Here is a 14,121-nt window from a genome sequence, read left to right on the forward strand (position 1 = left end):
TCGCGGGCCGCCGCGCCCCGCATCCCGCACGGTCCGTCCGGGGGAACGCGGCGGTTCAGCCGAGCCGCACGGACCCCCGCGCGGGCCGCGCGACGAACGTGCGGGCCGCCTTGTCGTGCCAGCACTGCCGCCACGGCCGGTCGAACAGGCACCAGGCCACGTTGACCACCCCGACGCCCAGGACGGACAGCACGCTGTGGAGCAGCCAGCGCACGGCCGCGGGCCCGAAGCCCGGCGCCGTCTGCTCCTCCACCCGCAGCACCTCCACGCCGCAGAGCTTCTTGCCCAGCGTGCGGCCCCAACGGGCCACCGGCAGCACCTCGTACAGCAGCCCGAAGACCAGGAGGGCACCGAGCACGACGGCCAGATAGCCGCCCGTGGTCCCGTCGATGAGCCAGATCTCGCGCGTGACCCCGGCCTGCTCGGCCGCGTCCACCTGGGCCTCCCAGTGGTCGAGCGCCTTGGGCACGAACGGCGCCGCGACCGCTCCCGCCACCGCGAGGTGCAGGACGGAGTCGATGAGCCGGGCGGCGAACCTGCGGCCGAGCCCGGCGGGCCGGGCCTGTTCCTGCGCGGCCTGGAGAAAGGGGTCGTTGACCGGCGGCTTCCAGCCCATCGCCGCGGCGGCCCCCGCCCCCTGCCCCGGCCCGGAGCCCGCGGGCTGGGCCAGTTCGCGGACCTGCTGCGCCCAGCCGCCCGGCGGCTCCGAGGCGACGGGACCCCCCGGAGGCGGCGCGGGTGCGGGCACCGCCGGAGCCGAGGCGGGCGCCGGAGCCGGTGCCGGAACCGGCGGTGCGCCGACGGTCGGTGCCTGGGCGGGCTCCCCGGAGCGGGGACGGACCGCGCGCAGGGTGTAGGTGTCGTCCTTGCGGGCTGCCGGGGCGGGCCGGGACTCCGGAGCCCCGGCCGGTGCGACGGCGTCGGCGGCCGCGGGCCGCTGCCAGCCGCCACGCGGGTCCGCGCCGGGCGCGCCCGGTGCGGCGCCGCCCGAGGGCGTGCCTCCCGGCTTCGGCTGCGACGGCGAACCGCCCGCCCCAGCCGCGGCGCCCGTACCGCCTCCGGCACCCCAGGAGACGCGGCGGTCCGCGTCGGTGCCGAAGCCGGACTGCCGGGAGGCGTCCGCCCGCCAGGCCGAGGCGGGCTCGGGGCGTGCCCGGTCCGCGGGCTCGGGGCGCGCCCGGTCCGCGGGCTCCGCGGCGGGTTCCGCGGGGGCCTGGCGCGGCGTCACCGGCCGTGTCTGCGGCCGGGCGTCGGACGGTTCCGGCTGGTCGTCCAGGAAGACGGGGCCGGTCTCCTCTGCGGGCCCGGCGTCGCGCGGTGCGGGGACGGCGTCCTGCGGCTCGGCGGCGGGGGCGGGGACGGCGTCCCGGGGCTCGGCGGTGGGCGCGGGCGCGGCGTCCCGGCGTCCCGGCGCGGCGGCGGGCGCGGCGTCCTGCGGCTCCGGAGCGGCGGTCCGGGGCTCCGGGACGGCGGGCGGACGGGCCCCGGCCGGCGGCTCGGGAAGCGGCTCGCCGGGGCGGGGTTCGGGGCGGCTGGTCCCCGGTACCCACGCGACGCCGTCCCAGTAGCGGATGTATCCCGGGATGGAAGGATCCGGGTAATAGCCTGCGGGGGTGCTGCCGTTGGCGGATGCCGAGGGAGGCGCGCTCATCTGTCCGGTCCCGTATCTGCTTGGCCGAAGTCTGGGGTGTGCAGCGTCCACATCTACCAGAGTCCGCGGGGGTCTCGGCGCGCTGTCGGCGGACCCGCACGCTCCGGGCCGGAACCGTTCGCAGATTTCTTCGCGAAGTCGCGTAATGATCCGGCCGCCGCGCTCTCTCACCTGGTGCAGACCGCGTCACGCCAGCATTCAGGAAGGGCATCCCGTCATGCACATCACCGTCGAACGAGAACTGGAGATGACTCTGGTGCTCTCGCCGGAGCACAGCGCCTCGGTCCCGGCGAAGCTCCTCTACCGCACCGACGACCCGTACGCCGTCCACGTCTCCTTCCACATCGGCTCGGCGCACCCCGTGCACTGGACGTTCGCCAGGGATCTCCTCATGGAGGGCGTCTTCCGGCCGTCCGGCCACGGGGACGTGCGGGTGTGGCCGCTCTCCCCCGGTCCGGCGGGGCGGACGCCGGGGCGCAGCGTGATGTGCATGGCGCTCAGCTCGCCCGAGGGCGAGGCACTGCTCCAGGCGCCCTCGGGCCCGGTGGCGGCGTGGGTGGAGCGCACCCTTCGGCTGGTGCCGCCCGGCCAGGAGTCGGCCGAACTGGATCTGGACGAGGAACTGGGGGCGCTGCTCAGCGAGGAGCCGGGCGTGTGAGAAGCGGTCCCGTCGGCCGGCGCCCGGGCCGGCGGGACGCCGAGGCCGCAGCCCGAAGGGGCCGCACCCCCGAAGAGGGCGGAAGCCGAAACGGGGCGGGCGGCTCACCCGCCCGGGGCCGAGCGTCCGGCCGGCGGGCTGGCCGCCCGGGCGGCGGGACGGCTGACCACCAGCACCGGGACGGCCGACTCGTGGAGCAGCCCGTGGGCGACGTCGCCCAGGAGCTTCTTGGACAGACCACGGCCGTGGCTGCCGATCACGAGGACGTCGATGCCCTGTTCCCGGCTGAACCGGGCCAGTGCCCGGGCGGGCGGCCCCGACAGGACCTCGCACCGCGCGACACGGCCCCCGACGCGTCGCGCGGTGGCGATGAGCCGGTCCTGGGCCGCGGCCACCTTCTCGGCGGACTCGGCCGCGTCGTAGTCGAGGACCTCCGCGGCCGTCAGCGTCCCCGAGCCCTGGGCCACGAGGCGGACGGCGAGGTCGACGGCCGCCTCCGAGGCGGGGGAGCCGTCCACGCCGACGAGCACCCGCACCCCGTCGGGTGCCGGGCTCCCGGACTCGGTGAGCGCCAGCATCCGGGGCCTCCGCTGGATGCGCTCGCTCGCGGCCAGAGCCAGCGCCGGGCCGAAGAACGCCGCCATGAGGATCCAGCCCGGGTCGCGGTGGCCCCGGCGCGCCATCCACCACGCGGTGACGAGTCCGATGGCGATCCAGAGCCCCACCACGATGACGGCGAACACGAGCTTGTCCATCGGAATCCTCTCCTTGTCCCCTGGTCTCTTTGTCTCCTTGTCGCGTCGTCACGGACCCTGACCGGTCGTCCGCCGCGATGCCGGCCGCCCACTAACCGGGTGCCGGGCGCAGCCGCTTGTCGACGGCGATGACGAGTGCGGCGAGCAGGGCGACGCCCAGGATGTGCAGCCACGTCCGCGCGCTGATGGGCGCGGTGTGGAAGAGGTGGTTCATCGTCGGCAGATAGGTCAGGGCGAGCTGCCCGAGCGCCTGGGTGAGGACGCCGCCGATGACCCACCGGTTGCCGAACAGGCCGAGCCGCCAGGCCGGACGGGTCAGCGAGCGACAGCTGAAGAGGTACAGCACCTCCACGGAGACGAACAGGTTCACCGCGGCGGTGCGCGCCTCCGCCAGGCTCGCACCCGCGTCGCGCTCCCAGCCGAACACCCACCAGGAGCCGGCGATCAGCAGGGCCGAGACCAGCAGCACCCGCAGGACCAGGGCCCGGGTGAGCAGCGGGCGGGCGGGGTCGCGGGGCGGCCGGTTCATGATGCCCCGCTCCTTCGGTTCGAAGGCGAGCATCAGGCCGAGCGCGACGGCCGTGGTCATGTTGATCCACAGGATCTGCGTGGGCAGGATCGGCAGCGTGCTGCCCAGCAGCACGGCCACGAGGATCACCAGGCCCTCGCCCATGTTCGTCGGCAGGGTCCACACGACGAACTTGGTGAGGTTGTCGAAGACGCCGCGTCCCTCCTCGACGGCGGCCTCGATGGTGGCGAAGTCGTCGTCGGTGAGCACCATGTCGGCCGCGTCCTTGGCCACCTCGGTGCCCCCGCGGCCCATGGCGACTCCGATGTCGGCCTGCCGCAGGGCGGGGGCGTCGTTGACGCCGTCCCCCGTCATGGCCACCACTTGGCCGCGCTCCTGCAGGGCCCGGACGAGCCCGAGCTTCTGCTCGGGCGAGACGCGGGCGAGGACCCGGGCCCGGTCGACCGCCGCGGGGTACTCCCGCGCGCTCAGCGCGGCGAGCTCGGTGCCCGTGAGCACCTCGCCCTCCCCCGGACGCGGCCCGGTCAGCAGACCGATCCGCCCGGCGACGGCGGACGCGGTGGCCGCGTGGTCCCCCGTGATCATCTTGACCGTGATGCCCGCGTCGTGGCAGGCGCCGACGGCGGCGGTGGCGGCCGGGCGCGGCGGGTCCAGCATGGCCTGGAGCCCGGTGAGGACGAGCGTCCCCGGCAGCTCCCGCTCGCTGAAGGCGGCCGGTTCGGCGGCCGGGCGCGCCGCCGTCGCCAGCACGCGGAGCCCCTCGGCCGCCAGCCGTTCGGCCGCGGCCAGGACGGCGGCACGGTCCAGCGGCCGGGTGCCGCCGTCGGCGGCCATCTGCCCGGCGCACAGGCCGACGACGCGTTCGGTGGCCCCCTTGGCCAGCACCGCGGACGCGCCCGATGCGGCGTCGTCGTGGAGGGTGGCCATGTACCGCCGCTCCGAGCTGAAGGCGATCGTGTCGGTCCGCGGGAGGCGTTCGGCCACCTCGTCCGCTCGCAGGCCCGCCTTGCCCGCCACGACCAGCATCGCGCCCTCGGTGGGATCGCCGCGCAGTTCCCAGCGGCCTCCGGCGCGCGTGAGGACGGCGTCGTTGCAGGCGGCTCCCGCGAGCAGACACCACCGCAGGGCGTGGCTCGCGTCGGCGGTCACGGCGGTGCCGTCGGCGTCGCGCAGGGTGCCGGAGGGGTCGTAGCCGCTCCCCGTCACCTGGTAGGCGGTGCCGTCGGGCGTCCACAGCGTCCGCACCGTCATCTGGTTCTCGGTCAGGGTGCCGGTCTTGTCGGAGCAGATGACCGTGGTGCCGCCCAGCGTCTCGACGGCGGGCAGCCGTCGGATCACCGCGCGGCGCCGGGCCATCCGGACGACCCCGATGGCGAGCGTGATGGTGACGGCGGCCGGGAGCCCCTCGGGGATCGCGCCCACCGCCAGGGCGACGGCGGCGGTGAACATCCGCACCGCCTCCTCGCCGCGGGCCAGTCCGATCGCGAACGTCACCGCGGCCAGCGCCAGGATCACCACCGTCAGGATCCTGCTGAAGGCGGCGAGCTTGGCGGTCAGGGGCGTGGCCAGCGTCTCGGCGGAGCCCACCAGGCGGTGGATGGCGCCCAGCTCCGTCTCCGGCCCGGTGGCCACGACGACGCCCGCGCCCCGCCCGGCCGTCACCAGCGTCCCCGAGTGCGTCATGTTCCGGCGGTCGGCAACCGGGGTTCCCGGGTGCAGCACCACCTCGTCCTTGGTCACCGGATCGGACTCCCCGGTGAGCGCCGACTCGTCCACCCGCAGTTCCGCCACCTGCACCAGCCGGACGTCGGCCGGGACCTTGTCACCGGCCTCGACGACGACGAGGTCGCCGGGGACCAGCTCCGCCGAGGGCACGGTGTGCTCCCGCCCCCCGCGGACGACGGTGGCCGTGGTGCGCACCATCGCCCGCAGCCCCTCCAGGGCCGCCTCGGCCTTCGACTCCTGCACGAACCCGATGAGCGCGTTGACGAGGACGACGGCGAGGATCACCGTCGAGTCGACGTACTCCCCGAGCGCGGCGGTGACGGCGCCCGCGACGAGGAGGACGTAGATCAGCGGGTGGTGGAACTGGCCCAGAATCCGCCGCAGCAGGCTCCCTCCGGTGGCCGGAGGGAGCAGGTTGGGGCCGAACCGTTCCAGCCGCCGCGCGGCCTCCGGCCCGCTCAGGCCGCGCTCGGCGTCCGTCTCCAGCAGCAGCACGACCTCGTGCGCCACCAGCGCGTGGTGCGCCTCGGCCGGGTGCCGGCCGCCGGGCGGGCGGGGGGTCCCGGTGGCCTCAGTGCCGGGCATCGTGCCCTCGGACGACGGCGACCGGGCAGTGGGCGTGGTGGAGGACGGCTTGGCTGACCGAGCCGAGCAGCAGCCCGGTGAACCCGCCGCGCCCCCGGGCCCCGACGACCACGAGCCCGGCCCGCTCGCTCCTGTCGATCAGCGCCTCACGCGTCCCGCCGCGCACGACCTCGTGCTCGACCGGGACCTCCGGGTGGCGCTCCGTCCGTCCGGCCAGGGCCTCGGCCAGCACCCGCTCCTCGCCGGCGGCGAGTACCCCCTGTTCCAGGGCGTAGGGAGCCGCCGGATCCTCCGGGCGCGGTGCCTTCACGTTCCACGGGGTCCACGCGTGCAGGGCCAGGACGCCGGTGCCCCGGAGGGCGGCCTCCGCGAAGGCGAAGTCGGCCGCCGCCGCGCCGGCCGGCGAACCGTCGACGCCGAGGAGGACGGGGCGCTCGTCGTCGCGGGTACCGCGCACGACCAGCAGCGGGCAGTGGCCGTGCGCGGCCAGGTGCACCGCCGTGGAGCCCAGGACCAGCCCGGTGAACCCGCCTCGGCCCCGGCTGCCCACCACGAGCAGCGCCGCCTCGCGCGAGCGGTCCTCCAAGGCCGGCACCGCCTCGCCCGGCACGACCGCGCCGGTGACCTCCACCTCGGGTTCTCCGGCGCGGGCGCGCTCCACCGCGAGGGCCACCGCGCGCTCGGCCTGGTCCCGCAGCCCGCCCTCGACGGGACCGAGCAGCTCGTCCTCGGCCGGGCCCAGCGCCGGGGGGCGGGGCGGCACGCGCAGGGCCAGCCAGACGAACGCGTGCACGACCTCCAGTGGGCAGCGGCGCAGCCGCGCCTCGCGGGCCGCCACGGCGACGGCTTCCAGGCTCGACGGGGAACCGTCGACGCCCACGACGACCGGCCGGTTCACGGCGCGGCCCTGCGGCGGTGACGCGTTGCTGGCGTGTTGGTCATCTCTCGGCCTCCTCATCCCACGTTCGCCCGCGGGCACGGGTTCCGCCAACGGGCCGACCGGCCGCGTGCGGCGAACGGGGCCCGCGAGGGGGGCGGGGAGGTCAGAAGAGCTTGCCGGGGTTGAGCAGCCCCAGGGGGTCGAAGACCCGCTTGACGCCGCGGTGCAGTTCCAGGCCGACGGGGCCGAGCTCCCGGGCCAGCCACTCCTTCTTCAGCAGCCCGACGCCGTGCTCGCCGGTGATCGTGCCCTCCAGCTCCAGCCCGAGCGCCATGATCTCGTCGAACGCGGCGTGCGCCCGGGCGGCCTCCCCGGGGTCGGCGGCGTCGAAGCAGACGACGGGATGGGAGTTGCCGTCACCGGCGTGGGCGCAGACGCCGATGGTGAGCCCGGTGCGGTCGGCGACGGCGGTGACGCCCTTCAGCAGGTCGGCGAGACGGCTGCGGGGAACGCAGACGTCGTCGATGAGGGTCGCGCCGCCGAGCCGCTCCAGCGCCACCAGGGCGGAGCGCCGGGCGGCGAGCAGCAGTTCGGACTCGGCGGTGTCCTCCGCCGGGACGACCTCGGTGGCCCCGGCGGCCTCGCACAGCGCGGCGACGGCCGCGAGGTCCGCGGCGGCGTCGGGGGTGTCGAAGGCCGCGAGGAGGAGGGCCTCGGTGGTCTCCGGCAGGCCCATCCGGGTGAGCTCGTTGACGGCGCGCAGGGTGGTGCGGTCCATGAGCTCCAGCAGGGCGGGCGTGTGCCCGGGGCCGCCGTCGCCCGCCATGATCCGGCACACCGCGTCGCAGGCGGCCTCGGGTGTGGGGAACTCGGCGGCCAGGGCGAGGGAGCGCGGCGGCTCGGGACGCAGCGCGAGCACCGCCTTGACGACGACGCCGAGGCTGCCCTCGGAGCCGACGAACAGCCGGGTGAGGTCGTACCCGGCGACGCCCTTGGCGGTGCGGCGTCCGGTGGACACCAGCCTCCCGTCGGCGAGGACGACGTCGAGGCCGAGCACGTACTCGGCGGTGACGCCGTACTTGACGCAGCACAGCCCGCCGGAGGCGGTGCCGATGTTGCCGCCGATCGTGCACTCCTCCCAGCTGGAGGGGTCCGGCGGGTAGAAGAGGCCGTGCTCGGCGACGGCCCGCGAGAGGGTGGCGTTGACGACGCCCGGCTCGACGACGGCGATCCGGTCGACGGGGCTGATCTCCAGGATGCGGTCCATCCTGACCAGCGACAGCACGATGCAGCCGTCCGTGGCGTTGGCGGCGCCGGACAGACCGGTGCGGGCGCCCTGGGGGACGACGGGGGTGCGGGTCGCCGTCGCCGTCCGGAGCACGTGCTGCACCTGCTCCACCGTGCGGGGCAGGACGACGACGGCGGGGGCGCCGGCGGGGCAGAAGCCCGCGTGGTCGCGCGCGTAGGCGGCCAGGACGTCGGGGTCGGTGAGGACGGCCTCGGCGGGCAGGCCGTCCAGGAGCCGCTCGGTCACCGTGCCCGCACCGCCCGCGCTGTCAGCCATACGGTTCAGCGTGCCAGGCGGGCGGGGCGGCGGCAACGGCCTTGCACCGGACGGCTGTACGGCCGTCCGGTGCAAGGCCGCTCGCGCTGGGCGGTGGCGGCTCAGAGGTTGCCGCGGCGCTCCTGCTCGCGCTCGATCGCCTCGAACAGGGCCTTGAAGTTGCCCTTGCCGAAGCCCATCGAGCCGTGACGCTCGATCATCTCGAAGAACACGGTCGGCCGGTCCTGCACGGGCTTGGTGAAGATCTGGAGCAGGTAGCCGTCCTCGTCGCGGTCGGCGAGGATCTTCAGCTCGCGCAGCTCGTCGATCGGGACGCGGGTGTCGCCGACCCACTCGCCGAGGGTGTCGTAGTAGGTGTCCGGCACGTCCAGGAAGCGCACGCCGGCGGCCCGCATCGCGCGGACGGTGGAGACGATGTCGTTCGTGGCGAGGGCGATGTGCTGGACGCCCGGGCCGCCGTAGAACTCCAGGTACTCGTCGATCTGCGACTTCTTCTTCGCGATCGCGGGCTCGTTGATCGGGAACTTCACCTTCTTGGTGCCGTCCGCGACGACCTTGGACATCAGCGCCGAGTACTCGGTGGCGATGTCGTCGCCGACGAACTCCTTCATGTTGGTGAAGCCCATGACCTTGTTGTAGAAGGTCACCCACTCGTTCATCTTGCCGAGTTCGACGTTGCCGACGCAGTGGTCGATGGCCTGGAAGGTGCGCTTCTCGGCGGGCGCCACGATCGGCTCGGCGGCGACGTAGCCGGGCAGGTAGGGGCCGTCGTAGCCGGAACGTTCCACCAGCGTGTGGCGGGTGTGGCCGTAGGTGGCGATGGCGGCCAGGACGACGGTGCCGTTCTCGTCCTTCTGCTCGTAGGGCTCGGTGAGGCCGGTGGCGCCGTGCTCGACGGCGTAGGCGTAGGCGGCGCGGGCGTCCGGCACCTCGATGGCCAGGTCCACCACGCCGTCACCGTGGCGGGCGACGTGCTCGGCCAGGAACCGGCCGTGCTCGGTGAACTCCTTGATGACCGAGGTCAGCACGAACCGCGCGGAGCCGGACTCCAGGACGTAGCTGGCCGTCTCCCGGTTGCCGTTCTCCGGCCCGGAGTAGGCCACCAGGCGCATGCCGAAGGCGGTGGAGTAGTAGTGCGCCGCCTGCTTGGCGTTGCCGACGGCGAAGACGACCGCGTCCATTCCCTTGACCGGGAAGGGGTCGTCCTGCCGGGAGGTCTGGGCGTTCTGAAGGGTCTCAGTCATAGACGCAGGGTCCCTCCGTTCCACAGGGTGCGCAATAGTTCGCAGAGTGACTGGACAATCTGTTCAGTGGTAGGCCAGAACCATCGTACGATCTGTACACAATGACCATGGGAGGCGGGCAATGGGTGTCGACGCGCTGGACGGCAGACTGCTGGAACTGCTCGCGGCGGAACCCCGGATCGGCGTCCTGGAGGCCTCACGGCGGCTCGGCGTGGCCCGGGGCACGGTGCAGGCCCGGCTGGACCGGCTCCAGGACTCCGGCGTCATCCGCGGCTTCGGCCCCGACGTGGACCCCGCCGCGCTCGGCTACCCGGTGACGGCCTTCGCCACGCTGGAGATCACCCAGGGGCAGGGCGCCGACGTCCGAGCCCACCTGGCGAGCGTGCCCGAGGTGCTGGAACTGCACACCATCACCGGGCACGGCGACATGCTCTGCCGGCTGGTGGCCCGCTCCAACGCCGACCTCCAGCGCGTCATCGACCGGGTGGTGGGCTTCGCGGGCATCGTCCGCGCCTCGACGGCGATCGTCATGGAGAACCCCGTGCCGCTGCGGATCGTGCCGCTCGTGCGCCAGGTCTCCCGCCCGCCGGCGCCGTGAGCGGCCCGTGTCGTGAGCGGTCCGCGTCGTCGGCGGACGACACCGCAGCAGCCGGGGGCGCACGCGCCGGCCGGCGCTCAGCAGGCCGGTGTCGGCTCCCCGGAGCGCAGGGCGGCGAGCGCGGCGAGCGCGTCGTCCAGCGTGCGCACCGGAATCAGCCGCAGCCCCTCCGGCACCTCGGCCGCGGCGTCGGCGCACTCCGCCAGGGGGACGAGGAAGGCGGTGGCGCCGTCCCGCCGCGCGGCCTGCGTCTTGAGCGGCACCCCGCCCACCGGACCCACCGTGCCGTCCCCGTCGATGGTGCCCGTGCCGGCGACGGTCGCTCCGCCGGTGAGGCTCTCCTCGCCGTCGAGCGTGTCCACGATGCCGAGCGCGAAGAGCAGACCCGCACTGGGCCCGCCGATGTCCTCCAGGCTCAGGGTGACCACGACGTCGTCCTCGGCGATGCCGAGTTCGTCCAGCGCCGCGTCCACCGCGGCGTCCTGCGACCTGAGCATCGTGTCCTCGTTGTGCTCGCGGATCTCCTCCGGCGAGTCGCCCTCCGGGTACACGACGTCCTTCGGCAACACCGCCCGGTCCTCCCCGAACCAGCCCGAGAGAAGTTCTCCGAGGCGGACCGGGGTGTCGGGGCCGGTGGCCGCGATCGTGGTCATCAGCAGGGCGCCGTCCCGCTCACCCGGCTCCTCCGGCACGGCCTCGCCGCTGACCGAGATCACCGGCTCTCCCCGGTACTCGCCCAGGACGTCGGCGGTGACGCCGGGCTGGGCCACGGAGTACGGCAGCGGGGCGAACGCGGCGGCGGCGAGCAGGCCTGCGAGCAGCAGGCCGCAGACGGCCAGCACCGGACGGCGGCGGGCGGCGAGAGCAGACATCACCCGTGCAATCTAGAGCACGGGTGACATCGGCCCGCGCGGCCACCCACGGCCGAGGGCGTCAGCGCCGCCCACGGCGTCAGCGCAGCGCGTCCGCGACCTCCTGGGCCGCGGCCACCACACGGTCCCCGACCTTCTCCGGCACCGAGTCGGCGAGCATCACCACGCCCACGCTGCCCTCGATCCCCGCCACGCCGAGCAGGGGCGCGGCGGCACCGCTCGCACCGGCCTCCAACTCGCCGTGCGTCAGCACGTATCCCCCCGGCTGCTCGTAGCCGGGACCGCGGCCCGCCAGGATCGCGCGGCCCGCGGCACCGCGGTCCAGGGGATGCCGGAAGCCGGGCCGGTAGGCCACGTGGTAGTCCGTCCAGCTCGGCTCGACGACGGCCACGGCGAGGGCGTCCACCCCGTCCACCAGGGTGAGGTGGGCGGTCGCCCCGACCTCCTCGGCGAGCGAGCGCAGGGCGGGCAGCGCCGCCTCGCGCACGAGGGGGTGTACCTGACGGCCGAGACCCAGGACGCCGAGCCCGACCCGGGCCCGGCCACCGAGGTCCCGGCGTATCAGTGAGTGCTGCTCCAGGGTGGCGAGCAGCCGGTAGATGACCGTCCGGTTGACCCCGAGCTTGCTGGACAGCTCGGTCACGGTCAGCCCGTGGTCGGTATCGGCGAGGAGTTTCAGGACTCTGAGTCCCCGGTCGAGCGTCTGAGAGGTCTCCGCGGTCACGACGCCCCTTTCGGGTCAGTGCCGGCGGCACCCGCCCCCTCCACACGGTCGTCGTGCGTCGCTGCCCAGGTCCCGTGGGCAGCATGGGGGGAGGCCACCGGTCGCGCTGGCAAGGGCCGCACCGGCTGCGCTCCGAGGCGGCGCTGCCACGGGGCGTGTGCGTGTCCGAAACCTAGCGACCCGATCCGCTGAGCGGAAGAGTTCGTCCAGAATCCGGGCACGCGAGGCCAGGGAGTGGCCCCCTTTTTACGCTCCATGTCCGAAAGATTTCGGTGAGGCACTGCTCGGTTCCGCCTCCGACCACCTGCGCACCCGTGCCCGGGCCCGTGTGCTGAGCGCGGTCGCCGCCGCCCGCCTCCGGCCACCACGGCGCCGGCCACAGCACACCGGGGTCCGGTCGCACGGCCACGCGGCCCCGGCACCGTTCGGCCCGATCCGCCGGACGTCCTCAGCGCATACGGGTCGCCCACTCGCGCACTTTCGTGATGCGCTGCGTGAGCTGCCCCGCCGTCGCCTCGGCCGTCGGCGGCCCACCGCACAGGCGGCGCAGCTCCGTGTGGATCACGCCGTGGGGCTTGCCGCTCTGGTGCGCGTAGGCGCCCACCAGCGAGTTGAGCTGCTTGCGCAGCTCCAGAAGCTCCTTGTGGGTGACGACGGGCCGCCGCTCCGCCGGCACCTCCATCAGGTCGGCCTCCTCGTCCGGGCGCTTGCGGCTGTGCGCGATCTGCCGCGCCTGCCGCTTCTGGAGCAGCAACTGCACCTGGTCGGGCTCCAGCAGCCCGGGAATGCCCAGGTAGTCCTGCTCCTCCTCGCTGCCCGGGTGGGCCTGCATGCCGAACTCGGCGCCCTCGTACATGACCCGGTCGAAGACGGCGTCCGACTCCAGCGCCTCGAACGGCAGCATGTCCTGCTCGCCGGTGTCCTCGTCCTGCTCCCGCTCGGCCTCCTTCAGCAGGTCGGCCTCCTCCGCGTACGGGTCCTCGTCCCCGCCCTTCTTCGGCTTGTCCAGGACGTGGTCCCGCTCCACCTCCATCTCGTGCGCGAAGCCCAGCAGCATCGGGATGGTCGGCAGGAAGACCGAGGCCGTCTCGCCACGGCGCCGGGAACGGACGAACCGGCCGACGGCCTGCGCGAAGAAGAGCGGGGTGGAGATCGTCGTCGCGTAGACGCCGACCGCCAGCCGCGGCACGTCCACGCCCTCGGAGACCATGCGGACGGCGACCATCCAGCGGTCGTCCGAGCCGCTGAAGTCCTCGATGCGCTGCGAGGCACCGGAGTCGTCCGAGAGCACGAGCGTCGCGGAGGTGCCGGTGATCTCCCGGATGAGCTTGGCGTAGGCCCGCGCGGAGTCCTGGTCGGTGGCGATCACCAGCCCGCCCGCGTCCGGGATGCCCTTGCGGACCTCGGTGAGCCGACGGTCGGCCGCACTCAGCACGCTCGGCATCCACTCGCCCCGCGCGTCCAGCGCGGTACGCCAGGCCTGGGACACGGCGTCCTTCGTCATCGGCTCGCCCAGCCGGGCCGCGACCTCGTCGCCGGCCTTCGTCCGCCAGCGCATGTTGCCGCTGTAGGAGAGGAAGATGACCGGACGCACGACGCCGTCCGCGAGGGCGTTCCCATAGCCGTAGGTGTAGTCGGCGACGGACCGGCGCACCCCCGCGTTGTCCTCCGCGTACTCCACGAAGGGGATCGGGTTGGTGTCGGAGCGGAAGGGCGTACCCGTCAGCGCCAGCCGCTTGGTCGCGGGCTCGAACGCCTCGAAGCAGGCCTCACCCCAGGACTTGGAGTCGCCGGCGTGGTGGATCTCGTCCAGGATCACCAGCGTCTTGCGCTGCTCGCAGCGGTTGCGGTGCAGCATGGGCCGCACGCCGACGCCCGCGTACGTCACCGCGACGCCGTGGTACTCCCGGCCGAGAGGGCCCGCGCTGTACTCCGGGTCCAGCTTGATGCCTATCCGCGCGGCGGCCTCCGCCCACTGCTTCTTCAGGTGCTCCGTCGGCGCGACCACGGTCACCTGCTGCACGACGTGGTGGTGCAGCAGCCACGACGCCAGCGTCAGCGCGAACGTCGTCTTGCCCGCGCCCGGGGTGGCCACGGCCAGGAAGTCACGAGGCTGCGCGGTGATGTAGCGGTCCATCGCGGCCTGCTGCCAGGCGCGTAGCTTGCCGGCCGTGCCCCAGGGAGCGCGACCGGGGAAGGCCGGTGACAGGTGGTGTGAGGTGGTAGACACGGTCTCCGTGCGGTGGGTCGACGCCAGGACCGCGCCAGCCTACCCGGGCCGCCCCACCCCCAACGCCCCCATCCGGCCAACCCCGCCTCCGGGCCCCGGACCCGTG

The 14,121-nt window shown here is 74.4% G+C and carries 11 protein-coding genes; 2 read left to right on the top strand and 9 right to left on the bottom strand.

Going from position 1 to position 14,121, the window contains the following annotated elements:
- Nucleotides 1–55: 55 nt before the first annotated feature.
- The gene (locus O7609_RS07135) at nucleotides 56–1,651 is read right to left on the bottom strand and encodes an RDD family protein (protein WP_269743260.1); all 1,596 of its coding nucleotides are present in this window, start codon (nucleotides 1,649–1,651) and stop codon (nucleotides 56–58) included.
- Between the two features lie 217 nt (nucleotides 1,652–1,868).
- On the opposite strand from O7609_RS07135, the gene O7609_RS07140 reads away from it, so the two are divergent.
- Nucleotides 1,869–2,309: an SsgA family sporulation/cell division regulator gene (locus O7609_RS07140; RefSeq protein ID WP_269743261.1), complete on the top strand. Its 441-nt coding sequence runs from the start codon at nucleotides 1,869–1,871 to the stop codon at nucleotides 2,307–2,309.
- A 104-nt stretch (nucleotides 2,310–2,413) separates the two neighbouring features.
- Here O7609_RS07140 and O7609_RS07145 read toward each other — a convergent pair whose 3' ends face one another.
- The 5 genes from O7609_RS07145 to hppD form a co-directional block, all read right to left on the bottom strand.
- Entirely contained in the window at nucleotides 2,414–3,064 is a 651-nt protein-coding gene (locus O7609_RS07145) for a universal stress protein (RefSeq protein WP_269734089.1), read from the bottom strand.
- Nucleotides 3,065–3,155: 91 nt separating this feature from the next.
- Entirely contained in the window at nucleotides 3,156–5,903 is a 2,748-nt protein-coding gene (locus tag O7609_RS07150; protein WP_269743262.1) for an HAD-IC family P-type ATPase, read from the bottom strand.
- Complete coding sequence (locus tag O7609_RS07155) at nucleotides 5,890–6,801, bottom strand: universal stress protein (RefSeq protein ID WP_269734091.1); 912 nt, start codon at nucleotides 6,799–6,801, stop codon at nucleotides 5,890–5,892. The genes O7609_RS07150 and O7609_RS07155 overlap by 14 nt, the downstream gene beginning before the upstream one ends.
- A gap of 145 nt (nucleotides 6,802–6,946) precedes the next feature.
- Nucleotides 6,947–8,347: an FAD-binding oxidoreductase gene (locus O7609_RS07160; protein WP_269743263.1), complete on the bottom strand. Its 1,401-nt coding sequence runs from the start codon at nucleotides 8,345–8,347 to the stop codon at nucleotides 6,947–6,949.
- Between the two features lie 101 nt (nucleotides 8,348–8,448).
- Nucleotides 8,449–9,591 carry a 4-hydroxyphenylpyruvate dioxygenase gene (hppD, locus tag O7609_RS07165; RefSeq protein WP_269743264.1) on the bottom strand — a complete coding sequence of 381 codons (1,143 nt, stop codon included), beginning with the start codon at nucleotides 9,589–9,591 and terminating at the stop codon, nucleotides 8,449–8,451.
- A 121-nt stretch (nucleotides 9,592–9,712) separates the two neighbouring features.
- Here hppD and O7609_RS07170 point away from each other — a divergent pair, with 121 nt between their 5' ends.
- Nucleotides 9,713–10,189, top strand: a complete 477-nt coding sequence (locus O7609_RS07170) for an Lrp/AsnC family transcriptional regulator (protein ID WP_269734094.1) — start codon at nucleotides 9,713–9,715, stop codon at nucleotides 10,187–10,189.
- Nucleotides 10,190–10,266: 77 nt separating this feature from the next.
- On the opposite strand, the gene O7609_RS07175 is transcribed toward O7609_RS07170, so the two are convergent.
- The 3 genes from O7609_RS07175 to O7609_RS07185 form a co-directional block, all read right to left on the bottom strand.
- Nucleotides 10,267–11,061 (bottom strand): S16 family serine protease, encoded by a 795-nt coding sequence (locus tag O7609_RS07175; protein WP_269737053.1) that lies wholly within the window; start codon nucleotides 11,059–11,061, stop codon nucleotides 10,267–10,269.
- 79 nt (nucleotides 11,062–11,140) lie between these two features.
- On the bottom strand, nucleotides 11,141–11,785 hold the full coding sequence (locus tag O7609_RS07180; RefSeq protein ID WP_219091790.1) for an IclR family transcriptional regulator: 645 nt from the start codon (nucleotides 11,783–11,785) through the stop codon (nucleotides 11,141–11,143).
- Nucleotides 11,786–12,233: 448 nt separating this feature from the next.
- On the bottom strand, nucleotides 12,234–14,015 hold the full coding sequence (locus tag O7609_RS07185; RefSeq protein ID WP_269734095.1) for a DEAD/DEAH box helicase: 1,782 nt from the start codon (nucleotides 14,013–14,015) through the stop codon (nucleotides 12,234–12,236).
- Nucleotides 14,016–14,121: the final 106 nt, after the last annotated feature.

It is taken from the genome of Streptomyces sp. WMMC1477 (assembly GCF_027460245.1).
Classification (GTDB): Bacteria; Actinomycetota; Actinomycetes; order Streptomycetales; family Streptomycetaceae; genus Streptomyces.

Excerpts from the sequence above, each read along its gene's own strand:
- O7609_RS07175 (WP_269737053.1), bottom strand. The coding sequence starts at position 11,061 with ATGTCTGCTCTCGCCGCCCGCCGCCGTCCGGTGCTGGCCGTCTGCGGC.
- O7609_RS07160 (WP_269743263.1), bottom strand. The coding sequence starts at position 8,347 with ATGGCTGACAGCGCGGGCGGTGCGGGCACGGTGACCGAGCGGCTCCTG.
- O7609_RS07170 (WP_269734094.1), top strand. The coding sequence starts at position 9,713 with ATGGGTGTCGACGCGCTGGACGGCAGACTGCTGGAACTGCTCGCGGCG.
- hppD (WP_269743264.1), bottom strand. The coding sequence starts at position 9,591 with ATGACTGAGACCCTTCAGAACGCCCAGACCTCCCGGCAGGACGACCCC.
- O7609_RS07135 (WP_269743260.1), bottom strand. The coding sequence starts at position 1,651 with ATGAGCGCGCCTCCCTCGGCATCCGCCAACGGCAGCACCCCCGCAGGC.
- O7609_RS07140 (WP_269743261.1), top strand. The coding sequence starts at position 1,869 with ATGCACATCACCGTCGAACGAGAACTGGAGATGACTCTGGTGCTCTCG.
- O7609_RS07150 (WP_269743262.1), bottom strand. The coding sequence starts at position 5,903 with ATGCCCGGCACTGAGGCCACCGGGACCCCCCGCCCGCCCGGCGGCCGG.
- O7609_RS07145 (WP_269734089.1), bottom strand. The coding sequence starts at position 3,064 with ATGGACAAGCTCGTGTTCGCCGTCATCGTGGTGGGGCTCTGGATCGCC.